This window comes from Streptomyces sp. CA189 (assembly GCF_056428985.1).
In genome coordinates this window covers 1-19,278 of the sequence record NZ_JBWJVM010000023.1, presented here as the reverse complement: position 1 = coordinate 19,278, position 19,278 = coordinate 1, and the positions used below count along the sequence as shown (strand labels likewise).

18 protein-coding genes are annotated in these 19,278 nt (G+C 72.3%); 4 read left to right on the top strand and 14 right to left on the bottom strand.

Annotated elements, in window-relative coordinates; all coding sequences use genetic code 11:
- Positions 1–67: 67 nt before the first annotated feature.
- The 4 genes from AC061S_RS19095 to AC061S_RS19080 all read right to left on the bottom strand — a co-directional run bounded on the left by AC061S_RS19095 (position 68) and on the right by AC061S_RS19080 (position 3,876).
- On the bottom strand, positions 68–823 hold the full coding sequence (locus AC061S_RS19095; RefSeq protein ID WP_478687166.1) for an AIM24 family protein: 756 nt from the start codon (positions 821–823) through the stop codon (positions 68–70).
- A gap of 17 nt (positions 824–840) precedes the next feature.
- Complete coding sequence (locus AC061S_RS19090; protein ID WP_478687225.1) at positions 841–1,521, bottom strand: AIM24 family protein; 681 nt, start codon at positions 1,519–1,521, stop codon at positions 841–843.
- Between the two features lie 29 nt (positions 1,522–1,550).
- Complete coding sequence (locus AC061S_RS19085) at positions 1,551–3,197, bottom strand: TerD family protein (protein ID WP_478687165.1); 1,647 nt, start codon at positions 3,195–3,197, stop codon at positions 1,551–1,553.
- 139 nt (positions 3,198–3,336) lie between these two features.
- Positions 3,337–3,876: a M48 metallopeptidase family protein gene (locus AC061S_RS19080; RefSeq protein ID WP_478687164.1), complete on the bottom strand. Its 540-nt coding sequence runs from the start codon at positions 3,874–3,876 to the stop codon at positions 3,337–3,339.
- Positions 3,877–4,121: 245 nt separating this feature from the next.
- Here AC061S_RS19080 and AC061S_RS19075 point away from each other — a divergent pair, with 245 nt between their 5' ends.
- Entirely contained in the window at positions 4,122–5,228 is a 1,107-nt protein-coding gene (locus AC061S_RS19075; protein ID WP_478687163.1) for a TOMM precursor leader peptide-binding protein, read from the top strand.
- Between the two features lie 5 nt (positions 5,229–5,233).
- Here AC061S_RS19075 and AC061S_RS19070 read toward each other — a convergent pair whose 3' ends face one another.
- On the bottom strand, positions 5,234–8,152 hold the full coding sequence (locus AC061S_RS19070) for a tetratricopeptide repeat protein (protein WP_478687162.1): 2,919 nt from the start codon (positions 8,150–8,152) through the stop codon (positions 5,234–5,236).
- A 224-nt stretch (positions 8,153–8,376) separates the two neighbouring features.
- Here AC061S_RS19070 and AC061S_RS19065 point away from each other — a divergent pair, with 224 nt between their 5' ends.
- Positions 8,377–9,708 (top strand): ABC1 kinase family protein, encoded by a 1,332-nt coding sequence (locus AC061S_RS19065; RefSeq protein ID WP_478687161.1) that lies wholly within the window; start codon positions 8,377–8,379, stop codon positions 9,706–9,708.
- 30 nt (positions 9,709–9,738) lie between these two features.
- Here AC061S_RS19065 and AC061S_RS19060 read toward each other — a convergent pair whose 3' ends face one another.
- The 5 genes from AC061S_RS19060 to AC061S_RS19040 form a co-directional block, all read right to left on the bottom strand.
- Positions 9,739–9,945 (bottom strand): ADP-ribosylation factor GTPase-activating family protein, encoded by a 207-nt coding sequence (locus AC061S_RS19060; protein WP_243336061.1) that lies wholly within the window; start codon positions 9,943–9,945, stop codon positions 9,739–9,741.
- A gap of 110 nt (positions 9,946–10,055) precedes the next feature.
- On the bottom strand, positions 10,056–10,388 hold the full coding sequence (locus tag AC061S_RS19055; protein ID WP_328300698.1) for a hypothetical protein: 333 nt from the start codon (positions 10,386–10,388) through the stop codon (positions 10,056–10,058).
- Positions 10,385–10,756, bottom strand: a complete 372-nt coding sequence (locus AC061S_RS19050; RefSeq protein ID WP_214949242.1) for a WhiB family transcriptional regulator — start codon at positions 10,754–10,756, stop codon at positions 10,385–10,387. Before AC061S_RS19050 ends, AC061S_RS19055 begins: the two co-directional genes overlap by 4 nt.
- A gap of 168 nt (positions 10,757–10,924) precedes the next feature.
- Positions 10,925–11,281, bottom strand: a complete 357-nt coding sequence (locus AC061S_RS19045) for a hypothetical protein (RefSeq protein ID WP_478687160.1) — start codon at positions 11,279–11,281, stop codon at positions 10,925–10,927.
- A 169-nt stretch (positions 11,282–11,450) separates the two neighbouring features.
- A complete protein-coding gene (locus tag AC061S_RS19040) occupies positions 11,451–13,616 on the bottom strand; it encodes an ATP-dependent DNA helicase UvrD2 (protein WP_478687159.1) in 2,166 nt (721 codons plus the stop codon).
- A 219-nt stretch (positions 13,617–13,835) separates the two neighbouring features.
- Here AC061S_RS19040 and AC061S_RS19035 point away from each other — a divergent pair, with 219 nt between their 5' ends.
- Together AC061S_RS19035 and AC061S_RS19030 are read left to right on the top strand one after the other, a co-directional pair.
- On the top strand, positions 13,836–14,096 hold the full coding sequence (locus AC061S_RS19035; RefSeq protein ID WP_327254846.1) for a mycoredoxin: 261 nt from the start codon (positions 13,836–13,838) through the stop codon (positions 14,094–14,096).
- A 122-nt stretch (positions 14,097–14,218) separates the two neighbouring features.
- Positions 14,219–15,079, top strand: a complete 861-nt coding sequence (locus AC061S_RS19030; RefSeq protein ID WP_478687158.1) for an aldo/keto reductase — start codon at positions 14,219–14,221, stop codon at positions 15,077–15,079.
- Positions 15,080–15,095: 16 nt separating this feature from the next.
- Here the strand turns inward: AC061S_RS19030 and AC061S_RS19025 are convergent, their stop codons facing one another.
- The 4 genes from AC061S_RS19025 to AC061S_RS19010 form a co-directional block, all read right to left on the bottom strand.
- Entirely contained in the window at positions 15,096–15,791 is a 696-nt protein-coding gene (locus tag AC061S_RS19025; RefSeq protein ID WP_478687157.1) for a class I SAM-dependent methyltransferase, read from the bottom strand.
- A gap of 74 nt (positions 15,792–15,865) precedes the next feature.
- Positions 15,866–16,819, bottom strand: a complete 954-nt coding sequence (gene nudC, locus AC061S_RS19020; protein WP_478687156.1) for an NAD(+) diphosphatase — start codon at positions 16,817–16,819, stop codon at positions 15,866–15,868.
- Between the two features lie 81 nt (positions 16,820–16,900).
- On the bottom strand, positions 16,901–18,310 hold the full coding sequence (locus tag AC061S_RS19015; protein ID WP_478687155.1) for a dipeptidase: 1,410 nt from the start codon (positions 18,308–18,310) through the stop codon (positions 16,901–16,903).
- 10 nt (positions 18,311–18,320) lie between these two features.
- Positions 18,321–19,278: PD-(D/E)XK nuclease family protein (locus AC061S_RS19010; protein WP_478687154.1), on the bottom strand; the 958-nt coding region annotated here is incomplete at its 5' end.

Sequence of the window (19,278 nt, the reverse complement as noted above, 5' to 3'; positions counted from 1 at the left end):
GAGGAAGGGGCGGCCCCGCAGATGCGGGGCCGCCCCTTCCGTCCGTCCGTACCCGGACCGGTTCCGGTCAGTTCCAGGCGTTGTTCTGGTTCTGCGCGTGGGCGCCCTGCTGGCCCATGCCGAACTGGGCGGCCGCGCCCTGCCCGATCTGGGCGTTCTGCGGCGGGAGCAGCTCGCTGGGCTGGACCAGGGCGAAGCCGGTGCCGAGGAAGCTCAGCTCCCAGCCCTCGCCGGTGTTGCCGCGGCGCCGCCAGACGCCGGTGGAGTGCGTCTGGGCCTGCATCTGCACGCGCAGCGAGGTGGACCAGGCGACGATGGCGTCCGCGTCGGCATTGACGTACTTGTCGGGCGTGACCTGCATCATCAGCGGCTGCCCGGAGGTCATCAGCGCGACCTTGCCGCGGCCGGTGATGTTGAGCTGGTACTTGCCGGAGCCGGAGATCCCGTACTGGCTGTCCACCGCGATGGCCTCGGTGTGCAGGGTGGAGTCCAGGGCCAGCACGTAGCTGCTGTCGACGGTGAGGCCTTCCTGGTCCACGTCCACGACGTGGACGTACTGCGCCAGGTTGGCGAGGTAGACCGTGCCCTGCCCGGAGCAGCGCATCAGGTCGAGGCCCTCGCCGGTACTGGCGCGGGCATTGCGCTGGGTGGTGCTCTGGTACTCGCCGTCGAAGTCGATGATCCCCTGGTAGGCGACCATCGCGCCCTTGCGGGCGAGGACGTCGTCGGAGCCGCTCAGCGAGACCCGCAGCAGCTGCGGGTTCTGGACGGCGTACCGCTCTTGGGACTGCGCCTCGGCGTGGGCGAAAAGTGAGCTCTGCATGGTGTGTCTTCTCCCCCTCAGCCCCGGGCCCGGAGCCGGTCGGTGCTGTCCTCGCTGGGCTGTACGACGACGATGCCCTGGCCTGAGAAGGCCATCTGGTAGGCCTCCCCGCTGCCCCGGCCGAGCATGGACGAGGCCTTGAAGCTGCGCTTGCCCTTGATCTTGAGGTTCGGGGACCAGGCGACGAGCGCGTCGGGGTCGACGTAGGTCTCGTCCTCGCCACGGCCGCAGTCGACCACGATCGGCGTGCCGCGCGAGGTGATCGCGACCCAGCCGGTGCCGGCGACGGACACGTTGAACAGGCCCTGGCCGGCGAACTTGGCCATGCCCTTGACCCGCTCGACGCCCCACTGGAGGTGGGCGTCGAAGGCGAGCAGGTTGGTGCCGTTGACGGAGAGCGAGTCGTTGTTGAGGTTGATGACGACGACGTCCGCGCCGTAGTCGGCGAGGTAGAGCAGGCCGTCGCCGGAGGCCTTCATCAGCGGGGCGCCTTCGCCGGTGAGCCACTGCGAGGCCATCTGGCGGACGGCCGGCGGGTTGGGCTCGTACTGCACGAAGCCCTCGTAGGCGACCATCGATCCGGTGCGCGCGAAGAGGTCCTGGCCGCTCTGCATGGCGACCTTGAGCATCGCGCGGCCGTGGTTCTCCATGCGGGCCGTGACGGGGGTCGGGGCGTAGCCCGCGAGCTGCTGGTTCATAGCGTTCATGGCATTCATGTGGGGCTCCCTCAGACCTCGTACGGCTGGACGACGATGAAGTTGCCGGGGGCGCCGCGGAACTGGAGGTTCACGGTCTCCCCGCTGTGGCCGGGGTAGGCGTTGCGGCGCAGCCGGACCTGGCTGGAGATGATCACCTGGGAGGCGGCCGACCACGCGACTATGGCGTTGCTGTCCGCGAAGGTGGTCGGGGTGACGGGCAGGACGACGGGCACGCCGTGCGTCTTGACGATCACCGTGCCGGTGCCCTGGAACAGCATGGTGAACAGGGCGCCGCCCGGGATGCCGTGGCCCTCGATGCGGCGGACCTCGTGCTGGAGCGACTCGTCGAAGGCGAGGACGCTCTCCGCGGAGACGCAGATGCCGTCGCCCTGGAGCTCGATGGCGTGCAGGTGGGCGCCGTTCTCCGCGAGGAAGATCTGGCCGCGGCCCGAGCAGCGCATCAGCTGCATCTCCTGGCCGGTGGCGTTGCCGACGACGCGGCCGGCGAAGCCCGCGCCCTTGTAGCCGAAGTCGACCTTGCCCTGGTAGAGGACCATGCTGCCCTGGCGGGCGAGGACGGCCTGGCCGCCCATGGACAGGTCGACGCGCATGAGCTGCTGGTTCTGCGGGGTCCAGCGGGCGCCGGTGGGGGCTTCCTTGTACGGCTGGAGGGCGGCGGCGAGTCCGGCGCCGGCGGCGGGCACCGCCTGCACGGGCTGGCCGTAGCCCTGGGGCTGCTGGCCGAAGCCGGGCTGCTGGCCGTACGGGGGCTGCTGCTGGCCGGGGACCTGGCCGTACGAGGGCTGCGGCTGCTGCCCGTACGGCGCGGGGGCCGGGGCGGGCGGCGGAACCTGCCCGTAGGGCGCGGGGGCGGGCGGCGCCAGGGGGGCGCCCATCGGGGCGGCCATGGTGGGGGCCGCGTGGGCGGGCTGCTGGTACGGCGCGGGGGCCGGGACCTGTGCCGGTGCGGGCGCCGGGGCGGGTGCCTGTGCCGGGGCCTGGGCCGGTGCGCCGAAGGAGGGCGCGGGAGCCGGGGGCTGCGCCTGGGCGGGAGCACCGAAGGAGGGCGCCGGGGCGGCGGCCTGCGGGGGCGGCGCGAAGCCGGGCGCGGCGGCCGGGGCCTGCGCCTGCGGTGCGGGCTGCTCCTCCTCGGCGACCTCGCCGCCGAAGTTCTGGAGCAGCGCGGCGAGCCCGCCGTCGAAGCCCTGGCCGACGGCGGAGAAGCGCCATACGTCCTTGAGGTAGAAGTCGCCGATCATCAGCGCGCGCTCGGTGCTGAACTCCGAGCCCGTGAAGGAGTACCGGACGACCTCCTCGCCACCCGCCACGATGCGGATGTAGCCGGGGCCGATCTGCGACATCTGCCCGGCGCCGTCGATCGAGGCGGCGAAGGAGAGCTTGTGGATGTTGGACGGAATGCGGTCCAGGGTCACCCGGAAGGATTCCGTGTCGCCTGCCTGCGCGCCGAGCTGCTGGATGGACTCTTCCGGCGACTTCGGCTGGTTGAAGAAGACGAAGTAGCGATCGTCCGAGAGCTGTTCGTTGGCGTCGAGGCCGAAGCAGCTGATGTCGATGGCGAGTCCGGGCCCGGCGATCTGGACACCCACGTAGAGGTCCGTGCCCGCCGTCAGATCACTGATTTTGGCCTTGTGACCGCGTTGGAATTCCCTGGCCATACGTAAGACCGTCCCCCATCCCGACTTTGAATGCGTGCCGCTCAGGCTAACGGCAACCTCGGACATCAGGCCAAGTCGGTACCGACCCGGTACATATCACGAGGCGCGACATCCCTGGCATATAACGGGCAAATGCGGATCACTCTTCGCGGGCGGCCGGGACCTTCGGAAGGCGTTCGGCGGCGACGACTCCTTCGAGGTACCCGCGCGCCCGCTCGGTGCGCGGGTACGCCTCCAGGAGCTCCCAGAAGCTGGGACTGTGTCCGGGCACGAGGAGGTGCGCCAGCTCGTGCAGCAGCACGTAGTCGACGACGTACTCCGGCATCGCCTGGATGCGGTGGGAGAGCCGGATGCTGCCTTCGGCCGGGGTGCAGGAGCCCCAGCGGGTGTTCTGATTGGTGACCCAGCGGACCGAACGGGGGCGGGCGCGGCCGCCGAAGTACTGCCCGGACAAACGCTCGGCCCGCTCGGCGAGTTCCGCGTCCCCGAGGGTGCGCTTGCTCTCCTGCGCCGCCAGCTTGTCGAGCATGACGCCCACCCAGCGCTGCTCCTCGGCCTCGGACATCCGGGCAGGGATGAGGACGACCGTACGATCACCCTCGCGGTAGGCGGATACGGTCCTTCGGCGGCGCGCGCTCCGGCGGACTTCGACGGCGCGCTGCGGTGGATCGGCGGACACGCCATGACCGTACCCGCTCGCCACGGCGGAAGTCCCGCCCCTCCAGGGGTCGGACACGAACCGATGCGCGGTCGGCGGCGCGGGCACGCCAAAGAACCTCAATCATTCATTTCATATACCTAATACCCCTCACCTGTGGACAAACTTACGCAGGTCTTTCGCCGGCCGGGCAATCTTGCGGAAAGCGACGCGGACCCAAGGGAATGCGGCGCGCGAATCGAACCGCGAATCGAGGGAGGGCCGCGATGTATCCGAAGGTGAAGCCGGCACTGGCACGGGCCTGGCGGGATCTGCAGACGGTGCAATTCGGGGTGACGCCTGCCCACGCGGTGGTCCTCGGCCCGGTGGACACCGCGACGGGCACGCTCCTCGACCTGATCGACGGGACGCGGGGCATGGAACTGCTCCGGTCGGAGGGCAAGGGGATGGGGCTCCCGGACGGCCGGGTCGACGAGGTGGTGCGGAGGCTGGCGGCGGCCGGGCTGCTCGACGACGCCACGGCGGGCGGCCCCCGCGCCCAGGCCGTGCGGGACCGGCCGGAGGCCCTGGAGCGGCTCGGCCCGGACCTGGGGTCGCTGTCCTTGGTCCGGCCCCGGCCGGGCGGGGACTTACAGGGGGTCGCCGCCCGCCGGGTGATACGGGTTCAGGTGCGCGGGAGCGGCCGGGTGGGCGCGGTGATCGCCTCGGTCCTGGCGGGAGCGGGCATCGGCCGGGTCGAGGTGCTCGACGGGGGCCGTACGCAGCCGGCGGACGTGGCGCCGGGCGGCCTGGGCCCCGGCAGCGTGGGACGGCTCCGCGCCGAGGCCGCGCGGACGGCGGTCCGCGACGCGGCCCCCGGACGCGGGCCGCGGACCGGGGAGGGCGAGGGCCCGGAGCCGGGGCTGGCCCTGGTCGTGGTCGCACCCCGGGACGGACTGCAGTCCTGGGCCCCCGATCCACAGACGGCGGCCGACTGGATCACCACCGGCACCCCCCATCTGTACGCGGGGGTACTGGAGGGCACCGGGCTGGTGGGACCGCTGGTCCTCCCCGGAGCCACGGCGTGCGCCGGCTGCATGGAGCGCGACCGGATCGAGCGTGACCCGGCCTGGCCGCGCATGCTGGTCCAGTGGCGCTCCGCCCACCGCCGCCGCAGCCCGACCGCCTGCGACCTCGGCCTCTCCACGGCCGTGGCCGGCCTGGCGGCGGCCCACGCCCTGTCCTTCCTCGACGGCGAACTCCCCGCCTCCACCGCGACCCGCTGGGAGGCCTCCCTCCCGACCCTCACCTGGCAGTCCACCCCGGTCCACCCACACCCCGACTGCCCGTGCGCGGCGGCCATGGTCCCGGCGGGGCAGGGGGTGGGGGCATGAGGGGGCTAGGGGGGAGGCGCGGCCGTGAGTCTCGCTTCAAGTACCCGGCAGAACCCCTCGATGCGGGGCTCGGCCGACGGGATCACGGGGACGAGGCTGCGGAGGTTGACGATCAGCGCGTGCAGTTGCCCCGGAGTCGGGGCGGCTTCGAGAAACTCCGCGAGGCGCTGCTCGGCCTGCTCCCAGTCGGGCAGCAGGCAGTGTGCGAGCAGGAGGCTGTCCGCTTCGAGGACATCCGGCACTCCGGCATCAGGAGAGCTCCGCAGTTCCACCACGCGCGCCAGGTGGTGGTCCCGGTCCGGGTGCCGGAGCGCGGCTCTGACCACGGCCATCTCGTAGTGCGTCCACGCGTCCTCGGGGTCGAGCTCGAGGGCCCGGGCGAAGTCGGCGAGCGCCTCGTCGTAGTGGCCGAGCAGTCGAAGGGTCAGACCGCGGGCGGTAAGGGTGGAGGCACTGGCCGGAAGGAGCTCGACCACGCGACCGTAGTCGGCCAGGGCCTCCTCGTAGGAGCCCAGTATGCGGTGGTAGTCGCCTCTCCTCCTGACGGCCCACCTGTTCTCCGGGCTGATCGCGTGGACCTGGTCCCAGTCGGCGAGAGCCCGGTCGAAGTCGCCGAGCTGCGACCAGGTCGTCGCGCGCAGGAACAGGGCGAGCGCATTGTCCGGCTCGCGTGCGAGAGCCTGATCGATGTCGGCCAGGGCCTCCTCGTACCGGCCCAGATCGCGGTGGATGAGCGCCCGGCTGGTCAGGGCCCAGGCGTAGTGCGGGGAGAGTTCGAGGGCACGGCTGAGGTCGGCGAGCGCCTCCGCTCGGCGCCCCATCGACTCGAAGGCCTTTGCCCGGTGCACCAAAGTCCAGGCGGAGTTGCCGGGTTGGATCGCCGCGGCGTGCGAGAGGTCGGCCAACGCCTCCTCGTAGCAGGCCATCGCGCCATAGGTGATGCCTCGTCCGGTGAGCGCCTGCCGATGCTCGGGAACGATCCCCACCGCGCTGTCGAAATCTGCCAGGGCCTCCTCGTACCTGCCGGACAGGTAATGCAGCATCCCCCGGTTGACCAGGCTCAGAACGTGACCGGGCTTGAGTGCGATGGTCCGGGTGTACTCGGCGATCGCCTCGTCGCGGCTCCCCACGAGCTCGTAGGTCCGCCCCCTGCCGTAGTGGGCGCGCGCGGCCTGGGGATTCAGGGCGAGAGCCTCGGTGTAGTCGGTCAGGGCCTGCGCGAAGTCCTGGCTGTTGCGGTGGTCCCGGCCGCGCAGGATCCGGGCCAGGGACCGGCCTTCGGGGGCGAGGCCGGCTCGGGTCAGGAGCAGGGTCAGGGCCGCGATGCCCGGGGCGGGTTGTTCCAGGGACACCCGGAGGTCCTCGGACCAGCGGGTCAGGGTCGGGGAGTCCGTGTCGCGGGCCGCGGCTGCCAGGACCGTGGTCCAGCGGTGGAGGGTGGTGATGCCGTGGTCGTAGGCGTCCACGAGGTCCCGCAGGACGGCCGGGAGGGCGGTGCGGGGGTCGGCGCAGAGCCGGTGGTAGGCCTCCTCCAGGCGGTGGCCGCGCCAGGTCTCGTCCGACCACCACCCCTCGACCGGGGCGGTCGCCTCCTCCAGGTGCTCGCGACGCCGCCGGAAGGCATCGGCCAGCCGGGTGTGGAGCTGCTCCCACCGGATCGGGGACTGCCTGCGCTGCAGGCGCAGCATCGCGCCGCGGACCACCTCGTGGTAGCGGCAGTGGCCCGAGCGGTCGGTGACGAAGGGCATCGACCGGAGCCAGCCGAAGAGTTCGGCCGCTTCCTCCTCGACGGCCGCCCGGTAGACGTCCTCGTCCAGCTCCTGCGGGAACGCGCAGGCCAGGGCCGCGGCCCGGCGGGCGGGGTCGGGCACCCACTTCAGGAACCGCTCGACGGCCGTGCCACTCGGGTCCCCGATCTCCTCCACCTCCTCCACCGTGCCCGGCTGCGTCTCGGCCAGGGTGGAGACCAGGACCGGGAGCCGGCCCGACAGGCGCAGGATCACCTCGACGACCCGTTCGTCGGTGACTCCCTTTCCGGTGAGGAGGAGGCGCGCCTCGGTCTCGGTGAAGACCTCCAGCGGCCAGTCGGTGACCAGGTCGTGCCAGTCCTCCCAGGTGCGGGCGGCCAGCTTCGGCTGTCCGGCCAGGGTGACCAGCACGTTCGCGGGGAACGCCCCGTAGCGTTCGCTGCCCAGCACGTCGCGCAGCCAGGTGTCCAGCATGGGGCCGGTGCGCTCGTAGGTGTCGAAGAACAGCACGATCCACGGGTGTTTGCGGGCCACCTCGGCGAGCTCTTCGAGGAACACCGGGGTCAGCGTGTCCAGCGGGGAGAGGACCAGTTCGACGTCGCCGTGGTGGCGCAGCCGGGTGCTGAGGAGGGCCTTGACCCGGTCCGCGCGGACGGCGACCTGGTTCGGGTCGACGACGCCGGTGAGCGCGCCGACTCCCGGGATCATGCCGAGCCCGGCGAGGCCGAGTTGCGAGGCGATCACGCTGGAAGGGGACGGGGGCGGGGCGCCTGCGGTCACCGGGTCGGGACCGGTGGCGGCCGCGAGGACTCCTGCGTCGACCTCGTGCCGGCGCTGGCGATAGGTGGCCAGCAGCTTGTCGAAGCCCTTCATGGGCAGGCCGCGCTGGGCGAACTGGGCGCTGACGGCTTCCATCGCCTCGACGACGTCCGCGACCGACTCGTCCACGTACGCGGTGACCGCCCCGCCCTCGCGGGCGATGGTCTCCAGGTGCCGGACCAGGGTCGACTTGCCGACGCCGGCGGGGCCGCGGATGTGGAAGAGGAACTGCGCTGCTTCCTCCGGGGGCTGTCTGAGGGCGTCCCTGAAGGCGCCGACCTCGCCCTGTCTGCCGATGAACCCGACGGATCGGCGTCGCCGGATCAGTTCCTGCCTCGAAGGCCCCCGACCCGCCATCCCCCAGCCCTTCCGCCGGCATTGCGCGGCCCGCTCCACCGCCATGCTGTCCCATGGGTGTGGCCCGCGTCTGCCGACCGGTGGATTCCCGCCTGGTTCCGGGCAAGAGACTCGGACGGGGTGGGCGCGGAGGGTCATGACAGGATGCCTTTGGCCGGGAAGGCCTTCGGGGACTCCCCCGAACCGCCGCTTGCGGCTCAGCTGTCTGGGAATTGGAGGGGCGCATGTCTGATCTTCCCCGGAAGGCGGTCACCCGTACCGTCAAGCTGGCCGCGCTGCCGCTCGGCATAGCGGGCCGGGCCACCTGGGGGCTCGGCAAGCGGATCGGCGGCAAGTCGGCGGAGATAGTGGCGCGTGAGCTCCAGCAGCGCACCGCCGAGCAGCTGTTCCGTGTACTGGGAGAGCTGAAGGGGGGCGCCATGAAGTTCGGCCAGGCGCTCTCGGTCTTCGAGTCGGCGCTGCCCGAGGAGGTCGCCGGGCCCTACCGCGCCGCGCTGACGAAGCTCCAGGAGGCGGCCCCGCCGCTGCCCGCGGCGACCGTGCACCAGGTGCTGTCGGAGCGTCTCGGCGCGGACTGGCGGGAGCTGTTCGAGGAGTTCGAGGACAAGCCCGCCGCGGCGGCCTCGATCGGGCAGGTGCACCGGGCCGTGTGGCACGACGGCCGCCAGGTGGCGGTCAAGGTCCAGTACCCGGGGGCCGGCGAGGCCCTGCTGTCGGACCTGAAGCAGCTGAGCCGGTTCGCGGGGCTGCTGGGTCCGCTGATCCCGGGCATGGACATCAAGCCCTTGATCAAGGAGCTGCGCGACCGGGTCTCGGAGGAGCTGGACTACGAGCTGGAGGCCGAGGCGCAGCGCACGCACGCGGACGCCTTCGACGGCGACGAGGACGTGCTCGTGCCGGACGTGGTGCACCAGGGCGACCAGGTGCTGGTGACCGAGTGGATCGAGGGGACTCCGCTGTCGGAGGTGATAGCCGACGGCACCCAGGAGGAGCGCGACCGCGCCGGGCAGCTGCTGGCCCGGTTCCTCTTCTCCGGCCCCGCGCGCACCGGGCTGCTGCACGCCGATCCGCACCCGGGCAACTTCCGGCTGGTCTCCGGGGCGGACGGCCGGACGCGGCTGGGCGTACTGGACTTCGGGACGGTCGACCGGCTGCCGGGCGGCTGGCCCAAGCCCATCGGCCGGTCGCTGCGGATGGCGCTGGACGATGATGCCGAGGGGGTCTACGGGCACCTGCGCGCGGAGGGGTTCGTGCGCGAGTCGATCGAGCTGGAAGCCGACGCGCTGCTCGACTACCTGAAGCCCATGCTCGAACCGGCCGAGGCCGAGGAGTTCACCTTCACCCGGACCTGGCTGCGCGGGCAGGCCGCGCGGATCGCCGACCCCCGCTCCCCCGCGCACCAGTTGGGCCGGCAGATCAACCTGCCGCCCTCCTACCTGCTGATCCACCGCGTGACGCTGAGCACCATCGGGGTGCTGTGCCAGCTCGGCGCCACGGTCAGGCTCCGCGAGGAACTGGACACCTGGCTGCCGGGGTTCCGGACCGACGAGGGCTGAGCGGGGCGGCGGGCGGTCCCGGGCGGGCGCTCACCACCAGGCGGAGTCGAGGCGGCCTTCGATGGCGCGGAGGTTCGCACGCGCGCAGTCGACGCAGAAGTACTGTCTGGTCCCGTTCTCCACGGAGCAGGTCCAGGTGGGCGGGGCGCCGGCCGGGGACTGGGCGCCGCAGCGCGCGCAGACGACGGGCGGTGCCTCGGTTCCCGGCGGTGCCGGGTGGGGAGTCGGCTGGTCCACCTCCAGACGATATCCCCGCGAGGGCCGGCGGGCGGTCCGCAACGCACCGGGGGGACCGGCCCGTTCGGGCCGGTCCCCCCGGTGGTTCTTGCGAGCCTTCTCAGGCTCTCTTAGTGCATAACGGCCATGGCCAGCGCGCGCCGGGCGCGCAGCGAGACGCGCTCGGCTCGGCGCTGCATGCGCCGCGCGGCGACCACGCGCAGGGCGCGACGCTCGGCGTCGACCTCACGCATGCGGTCGTCCATATGGGCACGAGCCATGGCTTCTGGGATGAGTTGCATTTCGCGGGTCCTGTTCTGACGCGAGGTGATCGCGCCGGCGGTGATGAAGTCTGCGGTGGCGGAGCCGTGCGGCTGCTCGCTCGTGGTGGCGTGGGGGGACATGAGGGCCTGCTTCAGGGGGTCGTGCGTGAGGGGGCGGTCGATGGTTCCGTTGGCGGTCATGCCGCGACAACCGGGTTCTTGCGCGGACGGCCACGGGGACGCTTCCGGGCGACGACGACACCCTGGACGAAGAGCTCGCCTCCCCAGACACCCCAGGGCTCGCGGCGCTCCAGCGCACCGGCGAGGCAGGCCTCGACCAGCGGGCAGGTGCCGCAGAGGGACTTCGCGTACTCGACGTCGGCCGGGGACTCGGCGAAGAAGACCTCGGGGTCGTAGGTGCGACAGGCGACGGGCACGCCGAGGTTCTCGATGGCGTCGTCGAGCGCGGTCAGCGCGGTGAGGGGAGTCAAGGTGGAGTCCTCCGGGACTGCGGGCGGGGAGAGGGTCTGGGTCTTCGGTACGGACGGGGCGTGCGCTTCGAGTTGCACGGTGGTTTCTTCCTCGTCTTGTTCGGCTAGTCGTTCCGGCCGGTCGGCCGGGGGCGGCTGGGGTACCTCGCCCCTTCGGTCCGTCGTCCCCTGTTCGGGGACAAACAGAAGGGCCGCGGATCCCGAGTGGGGTTCCGCGGCCCTGAAGGCGCCGGCCTGATCGTCAGATCAGACTGGATCACTCCAGGGTTCGAGCCCGCGGTAGGCCCACATCAGGTGGTGCTGCTTCTTCGTCTGCTGCGTCTTGGATCCGGCACCGGCTGCGGCCGCAAAGGCATAGGCGCCATGCGCCTGGGCTTCTGCTGCCAGTACTGCCACCGGTGCCTGGGTCGGTCGCTCATTGCGCTCACTGACCAGCAGCGCGGAGGGCGCGGCGGGCAGGACGGGGCTGTCAGCGCAAATGGCGGACAGACCGGTACCCGGCAGACCGGTACCCGTGAGGGCAAGGAGCGTGGAGGAGCCGAGCGTGCGGGAAGCGGCGACCGAGCGATCGGTCATTTTGGTGGCGGTGATGAAGCTGGTCACTGGTCTCGCCTCCTCTCGGCGTCTCGGGGACTTCGGCCCGGAGGCCTGATCCCATGCGTATTCGGATAAGTACAGCACGGATCGGGGGCTTCGGAGAAGCCGCCGTTTCCGTTGCTAAGAACCTATGGGGCTTCGCTGGGCATGTGCAAACTATTTTTCCGACGAGTTTCTACGCGTCGTCAGGAACTTCCGTCCCAGGGTCCCCACCTGCGCAGATGGCCAGCACGTCGGCTCCGTACCGCTCGAGCTTGCGGGCGCCCACTCCGGAGATCATCGAGAGCTCTCCCTCCTGCGAGGGTGCGGCCTCCGCGATGGCCATCAGCGTCTTGTCCGTGAAGACGCAGTAGCCGGGCATGCCCTGCTCCTTCGCCTGGACGGCGCGCCAGTCGCGCAGCCGCTCGTAGAGACCTTCGTCCATGTCCGACGGGCAGTCCTCGCAGCGCATCAGTTTCAGCTCGCCGGCGTCGGTCAGCGTCTTGCGGCAGACCCGGCACACGGCGGGGCCGCGCCGGCCCCGCTTGCGGGCCCCGGGCTCGACCGGACCGCCCGGCCTGCTTCCCGGAGCCAGGGAGCCCGGCCGCAGCCCGTTCAGGAAGCGGCTGGGGCGTCGGGTCCCCCGGCCGCCCGGAGTCCGGGAGAGGGCCCAGGAGAGCGTCAGGTGGTGCCGGGCGCGGGTGACGCCGACATAGAGCAGCCGGCGCTCCTCCTCGACCTGCTCGTCGGTCTTCGCGTAGGTGATCGGCATCATGCCGTCGGTCAGGCCCACGAGGAACACGGCGTCCCACTCCAGGCCCTTCGCCGCGTGCAGCGAGGCGAGGGTGACCCCCTGGACGGTGGGGGCGTGCTGGGCGGCCTTGCGCTCGTCCAGCTCGACCGTCAGGTCGGCGAGGGTCGCGGACGGCCTGGCGCGGGCGAAGTCCTCGGCGAGCCGGACCAGCGCGGCCAGCGATTCCCACTGGTCGCGGACGGCGCCGGAGCCGGCGGGCGGTGCGCTGGTCCAGCCGGTGGAGCTGAGCACGGCCCGGACCTGGGATCCGAGCTCCACGACGTCGTCGAGCAGCCGGTCGTTGCCGCCGGAGCGGGCGGCCCCGCGCAGGGCGAGGATCGCCTTCTGCACCTCGGCGCGCTCGAAGAAGCGCTCGGCTCCGCGCAACTGGTACGGGACTCCGGCGTCGGCGAGGGCCTGCTCGTAGACCTCGGACTGGGCGTTGATGCGGTAGAGCACGGCGATCTCCCCCGCCGGGACGCCGGCCGCGACGAGGTCCCGGACCCGGTGGGCGACGCCCTCGGCCTCGGCGGGCTCGTCGGGGTACTCGGCGTAGACCGGGTCGGGGCCGGTCTCGCGCTGGGAGACCAGCTCCAGGCGGTGCTCGGCGGCGCGGCCCTTGGCCTGGGCGAGGAGCCCGTTGGCGAGGTGGACCACCTGGGGGGTGGAGCGGTAGTCGCGGACCAGCTTGACGACGGTGGCCTGCGGGTACTTGGTGCGGAAGTTCAGCAGGTGGTCGGGGGTGGCGCCGGTGAAGGAGTAGATCGTCTGGCTGGCGTCGCCGACCACGCAGAGGGTGTCGCGCTCGCCGAGCCAGAGGTCCAGCAGCCGCTGCTGGAGCGGGCTGACGTCCTGGTACTCGTCGACGACGAAGTGCTGGTACTGGGTGCGGATCTGTTCGGCGATGTCGTGGCGGTCCTGCAGGATGCCGACGGTGAGGAGCAGCACGTCCTCGAAGTCGATCATGCCGCGGTCGCGCTTGAGCTGCTCGTACGTCCCGTAGATCTGGGCGATCTCGGCCAGGTCCCTGGGTGCCTCGCGGCCGGACTTGCGGGCGGCCGCCGGGTAGTCGGCGGGCACCGTCTGGGTGACCTTCGCCCACTCGATCTCGCCGGTGACATCGCGCAGCTCGCCCCGGTCGAGGCGGATGCGACAGCGCGCGCCCGCCTCGGCGACGAACTGGATCTTGCGCTCCAGCAGCCGGGGCACGTCGCCGCCGACCGCCTTGGGCCAGAAGTACTGGAGCTGGCGCAGGGCGGCGGAGTGGAAGGTCCGCGCCTGCACCCCGCCCGCGCCGAGCTCGCGCAGGCGGCCGCGCATCTCGCCGGCGGCCCGGTTGGTGAACGTGACGGCCAGCACGCTCGCCGGCATCAGCTGGCCGGAGCGGACCCCGTAGGCGATCCGGTGGGTGATCGCCCGGGTCTTGCCCGTGCCGGCTCCCGCGAGCACGCACACCGGCCCGCGCAGGGTCGTCGCGACCTCGCGCTGCTCCGGGTCCAGGCCCAGGAGCACCGCGTCGGCCGAGTCGGCGCCGGCCGTGAAGGATGAGGAGTGCGTTGCTGCTGTCACCCCGCCATGCTGCCAGGTCTCGCGGGGAGGCCGGGAAAACCGTCCACAGGCCGTCCGCGTTCGTGGGACGGGATCATCGTCGTACCGGAGCCGAAGCAGGGGACGGAGCCAGAGCCGGAGCCGGGGAGCTCCGGGGGGCCGGGAATGGGCGCGCGGTCCCGTACGTTCAAGCACTCGGGCCAACCGGGCCGACGAGCACCCACGAATGGAGAGCGCAGCATGCAGGACGCGGGAACGGTCACGATGTACAGCACGACCTGGTGCGGCTACTGCCGTCGGCTGAAGAGCCAGATGGACCGGGAAGGCATCGCCTACACCGAGATCAACATCGAGCTCGACCCCGAGTCCGCGGCGTTCGTGGAGAAGGCGAACGGCGGCAACCAGACGGTTCCCACCGTCCTCGTCACCTCCTCCGCGGGCAGCGAGTCGGTCATGACGAACCCGAGCCTGGCCCAGGTCAAGCAGGCCCTCGCCGTCTGATGTGCTGAACACCACGCTTGGAAAGCCCCCGCCGAGGCGGGGGCTTCTGCGTTTCAGGGACCGGTCAGCCGGTCGACCGGCCTGTTAGCGTTCCCCCTTGATCGAGGGGGAGGGAACAACACGTGACTACGACCGTGTTTCGCATCGGCGGGGATCTGGAAGTGCGCAGGCTCGGATTCGGGGCCATGCGCTTGCCCACGGACCCGGGTCCGGGCCGTGAGGGTTCGCTCGCGCTGGCCCGGCGGGCCGTCGAGCTGGGCGTCACGCTGATCGACACCGCCTACATGTACGGCTGGGGCGCCAACGAGGAACTGCTGGCCGAGGCGCTGCACCCCTACCCCGACGGGGTCCACCTCACCACCAAGGTCGGCATCGCCCGGTCCGTCCCGTCGGGCGACTGGATGCAGGACGCGCGGCCGGCCGCGCTGCGCGAGCAGGTCGAGCAGGCGCTGCGCCGGCTGCGCGTCGAGCGGATCGGGCTGCTCCAGCTGCACCGCATCGATCCGCGGACGCCCCTCGCCGACCAGATCGGCGCACTGCGGGACCTGCGGGCCGAGGGCAAGATCGGCCATGTCGGTTTGTCGGAGGTCACCGTCGGTGAACTCGAGGCGGCCCGGGAGATCGTCGACATCGCGAGCGTGCAGAACCGCTACAACCTGCTCGACCGCGAGCACGAGCCCGTGCTCGCGGCCTGCGAGGCGGCGGGCATCGCGTTCCTGCCCTGGGCCACCGTCGCCTGGGGACGGTCCGGGGCGACCGCCGAGATCGCCGCCGTGGCGGCCGAGGCCGGAGCCACGCCCACACAGGTCGCGCTCGCCTGGCTCCTCGGGCACTCGCCGGTGATCCTCCCGATCCCGGGCACGTCCCGGATCGCCCACCTGGAGGAGAACCTCGCCGCGGAGGGCCTCCGGCTGACCGAAGCCCAGCGCGCCCGCCTCGACGCGCTGGCCGGCCCGCAGTCCGACGGCGCCGCACTCACCTGAGTCCGCGCGGCGGTGCTCACCGGGGGACGGTCTGTGTGACGCGCCACAGGCGCCGGGGGAGGCCGCCTTCCTCGAACGCGGCCACCTCGTCCAGGCTCCAGCCCTCGGCCAGGTCGTCGACCAGGTCGCGGGGGAAGAAGTGGACGGCGAAGCCGCCGTGCTCCCAGATGTCGTCTCCGTGCCCGGTACCGGCCCGGTAGTGCGCGTCCCCGGTGTGGCGGACGGTGTAGACGAAGGCTCCGCCCGGCCGGAGCACCCGCCGCACCTCGTCGACCAGGGCCTGGATCTCCCGGGTGGACAGCGCCATGCAGAGCAGCATGTGCGCGAACACGGCATCGACCGAGGCGTCCGCGAGCGGCAGGGGCTCGCGGACATCGCAGGCCGTGGTGGTGACCCGACCGGCCGTGCCCTGGGCCGCGGCGGCCTCGCGCAGCTGTTCCAGGCCCACCGGGCTGAAGTCGGCGGCCAGCACGGAGAAGCCCCGGCGGGCGAAGTACAGCGCGTCACGGCCGTGGCCGGCGCCCAGCTCCAGCACCTCACGGGCACCGGCCGCCAGGAAGACTCCGGCGGCGTGCACCGCGGGCTCGGACGGCTCCTCGCCGTACATGCCGGGATGCTCGCCGTAGGTCCGCTGCCAGTGCTCGCGCTGGACCTCGGCCAGTCCGTGCGCCGTATCCGGTTCTGACTCTGGTTCCGACTCCGACTCCGACACGCTGACGCCCTCCTGACCGGGCCGGCTTCGAGCACCGGCCCCGTCAGGTCACCCTAGAGGGCCGACCCCGCCGGTCAGGCGGTCGTGGCCGGCTTCGGGAGGGGCTTGCCGTACCAGAGTTCGACCAGGCGGGCCGCGATGGAGATGCCCGCCGGGGGGAGGACCTCGCCGGCCTCGATCGCCGTGCGGAGGTCGTCGCGGGAGAACCAGCGGGCCTCCTGGATCTCGTCGCCGTCGACGGTGATCTCGGAGGTCACGGCACGCGCCGTGAAGCCCAGCATCAGGCTGTACGGGAACGGCCAGGGCTGGCTGGCGACGTAGTCGACCTCGCCGACCTTGACGCCCGCCTCCTCCCACACCTCGCGGATGACCGACTGCTCGATCGACTCGCCCGGTTCGACGAACCCCGCGAGGGTGGAGAAGCGGCCCTCGGGCCAGTGCACCTGGCGGCCCAGCAGCGCGCGGTCCTGGTCGTCCGTGACCAGCATGATCACGGCCGGGTCGGTCCGCGGGTAGTGCTCGGCCCCGCAGCCCGGGCAGCGGCGGATGTGCCCGGCCGCGGCGACCACCGTGCGCTCGCCGCAGCGGGAGCAGAAGCGGTGCATGCGCTGCCAGTTCTCCAGCGCCACCGCGTGCACCATCAGCCCGGCGTCCCGCGCGGAGAGCAGCATGCCGGCCTCGCGCAGGCCGGCCGGGCGGGCCGACTGGTCCATGCGGCCGGGCAGCGAGTCCTTCTGCAGCGCGAAGTACCGTACGCCGTCCTCGTCGGTCCCCAGGAAGTACCGGTGGGTCTCGGTGACCGGGGCCTCGAAGGCCGGGGTCGTCACGATGGCGGTGCCGCCGTCGGGGGTGTCGTCGATAAGGACCTGGCCGCCCGAGACCACGAAGACGCGGGTGCTGGGGTGGCTCCACGCAGCGGCGAGCCACGCCTCGTCGAGGCGGTGGTGCGCGGCGCGGTCGATGCCGCTGGGCGCGGCCAGCGAGATCGGGCGCTCGGACTCGGTATGGGTGCTCACAGGTACTTCCAACTCCCCCGGTGGCGGGACACAGGCAGGCTCAGCAGGACGGACGGGTGTGCGGTGGCGGGTGCGGTGGCGGGTGCGGCGTCGTCAAGCGGACGCCGGCTTCCAGTGGGCGGCCAGGTCGCCCCAGAGGTACGCGGCGGTCTCGACCCCCTTGGTGAGCAGGTCGAGCTCCACCTTCTCGTTCGGCGAATGCCAGCCGTCGGAGGGTACGGAGATCCCGAGGAAGAGCACGGGGGCGTTCAGCACGTCCTGGAGGTCGGCCGCCGGCCCGGAGCCGCCCTCGCGGGTGAAGCGGACCTTCTGGCCGAAGGCCCTGCCCATGGCGCGTACGACCGACTGCAGCGCCGGGTGGTCCAGCGGGGTCAGGCACGGCCGGGTCGGGGCGCCGAAGGTGATGGAATGCCGGATTCCGGCCGGGACGCGCTCCGCGACCCAGGCCGTGACGGCCGTCTCGACCTCGTACGGGTCCTGCCCGGAGACCAGGCGGAACGACAGCTTCAGGTGCGCCGAGGCGGGCACGATGGTCTTGCCGCCGGGTCCCTGGTAGCCGCCGCCGATGCCGTTGACCTCGGCGGTCGGGCGGGCCCAGACGCGCTCCAGCGTGGAGTAGCCCGCCTCGCCCGAGGCCGCGTACGACTTGGCCGTACGGAGCCACTCGCTCTCGTCGAAGGGAAGCTCGGCGATCAGCGCCCGCTCCGCGTCGGTGAGCTCGGCGATGTCGTCGTAGAAGCCGGGGATCGTGACCCGCTCGTCCGCGTCGTGCAGGGCCGCGACGAGGCGGGCGGCGACGGTGGCCGGATTCGGCACGGCGCCGCCGAAGGCACCCGAGTGGATGTCCTGGTCGGGGCCGAACAGGTCGATCTCGCAGTCGGCGACGCCGCGCATGCCGGTGCAGACGGTGGGGGTGGTCTCGGACCACATGCCGGTGTCGGAGACGATCACGACGTCGGCGGCGAGGCGGGCCGCCTCGCGCTCCACGAGGGCGCGGAAGTGCGGGGAACCGGACTCCTCCTCGCCCTCGACGATCAGCTTGAGGTGCACGGCGGGGGCGGACGCGCCGGTCGCGGCGAGGTGGGCGCGGACGCCGAGGGTGTGGAAGAAGACCTGGCCCTTGTCGTCCGCGGCGCCGCGGCCGTACATCCGGCCGTCCTTGATCACCGGCTCGAACGGGTCGGTGTGCCAGCCGTCGGCGAGGGCGGCGGGCTGCACGTCGTGGTGCCCGTAGACGAGGACGGTGGGGGCGGCGGGGTCCGCGCTCGGCCATTCGGCGAAGACGGCGGGGGCGCCGTCGGTCGGCCAGACCTCGGTGAACGGGAAACCCGTCTCCTTGAGCTTCGCGGCCAGCCAGTCGGCGCTGCGCCGTACGTCGTCCGCGTGCTCGGGCTGGGCCGAGACGGAGGGGATGCGGAGCCAGTCGGCGAGGTCGTCGAGGAAGGCGGCGCGGTGGGTGTCGATGTACGTGCGGACGACGCTGTCCGCCGGGGTGTCGCTCATGGCCACGAGCCTAGCCGTCCGTTCGATGGTCACTTTCCGTGTCCGTTTTGCCTTGGAGGATCTGCTCAAGACGAGCGCGGTCGGGGAGGTTCCGGGGGCGGATCGCGCGGCCGCTGCGGACGTGGAGGAAGACGCCGGTGACGTCGGAGAGGGGGGTGTTCGTGGCTTCCGCCCAGGCCAGGCGGTAGACGGCCAGCTGGAGGGGGTCGGCCTCGGTGGTGCGGCCGGTCTTCCAGTCGACGATCTCGTAGCCGCCGTCGGGGGCGGTCGGGGTGGCGGGCGTGCGGTACACGGCGTCGATCCGGCCGCGGATCACCCGGCCGGCGAGGGTGAGCTGGACCGGGACCTCCATGCGGTACGGGGTCCGGTCGGCGTACTCGCTGCGCTCGAAGGCCGCCTTGAGGGAGTCGAGGTCGGCCTCGTCGGCGATGTCCTGGTCGGAGCCGTCCCCGGTGGGGGCTCCGGGGAGGTCGGTGAGGGGGTCGAGGACGTCGAGGTGGGGCAGCGGAAGCTCCTCGAAGCGGGACTCCACCCAGGCGTGGAACCGGGTGCCCTGGCGGGCGGCGGGCTGCGGGGGCTTGGGCATGGGGCGGGCGAGGTCGCGTACGAAGCCCTGCTCGTCGGAGGCGAGGCGGAGCAGTTGGCTGGCGGAGAGCGCGGGCGGGAGCTCCACGTCGCGGACGGCTGCGCGGGCTCGGCGGAGTTCGCCCTCCAGGGCGTCCAGGTCTCGGTCCCAGGAGGCGATGGCTCGGGCGTCTTCGGGGGTGAGGCGCGGTGCGCGGCGGGGGGCGGCACCGGCTCCGTCCCGGGCGGGCCTTTCCCCGGCTGCGGGCCAGAGGTCGTCGTCGCCGGGCGTTGCGGGCCACAGGTCGTCGCCGCCGCCGGGCGTGGCGGGCCAGAGGTCGTCGCCGTCTTCGCCGGGCGTGGCGGGGTGCGGCCGGGGGGCGGCCGCGGCCCAGTCGCCGGCC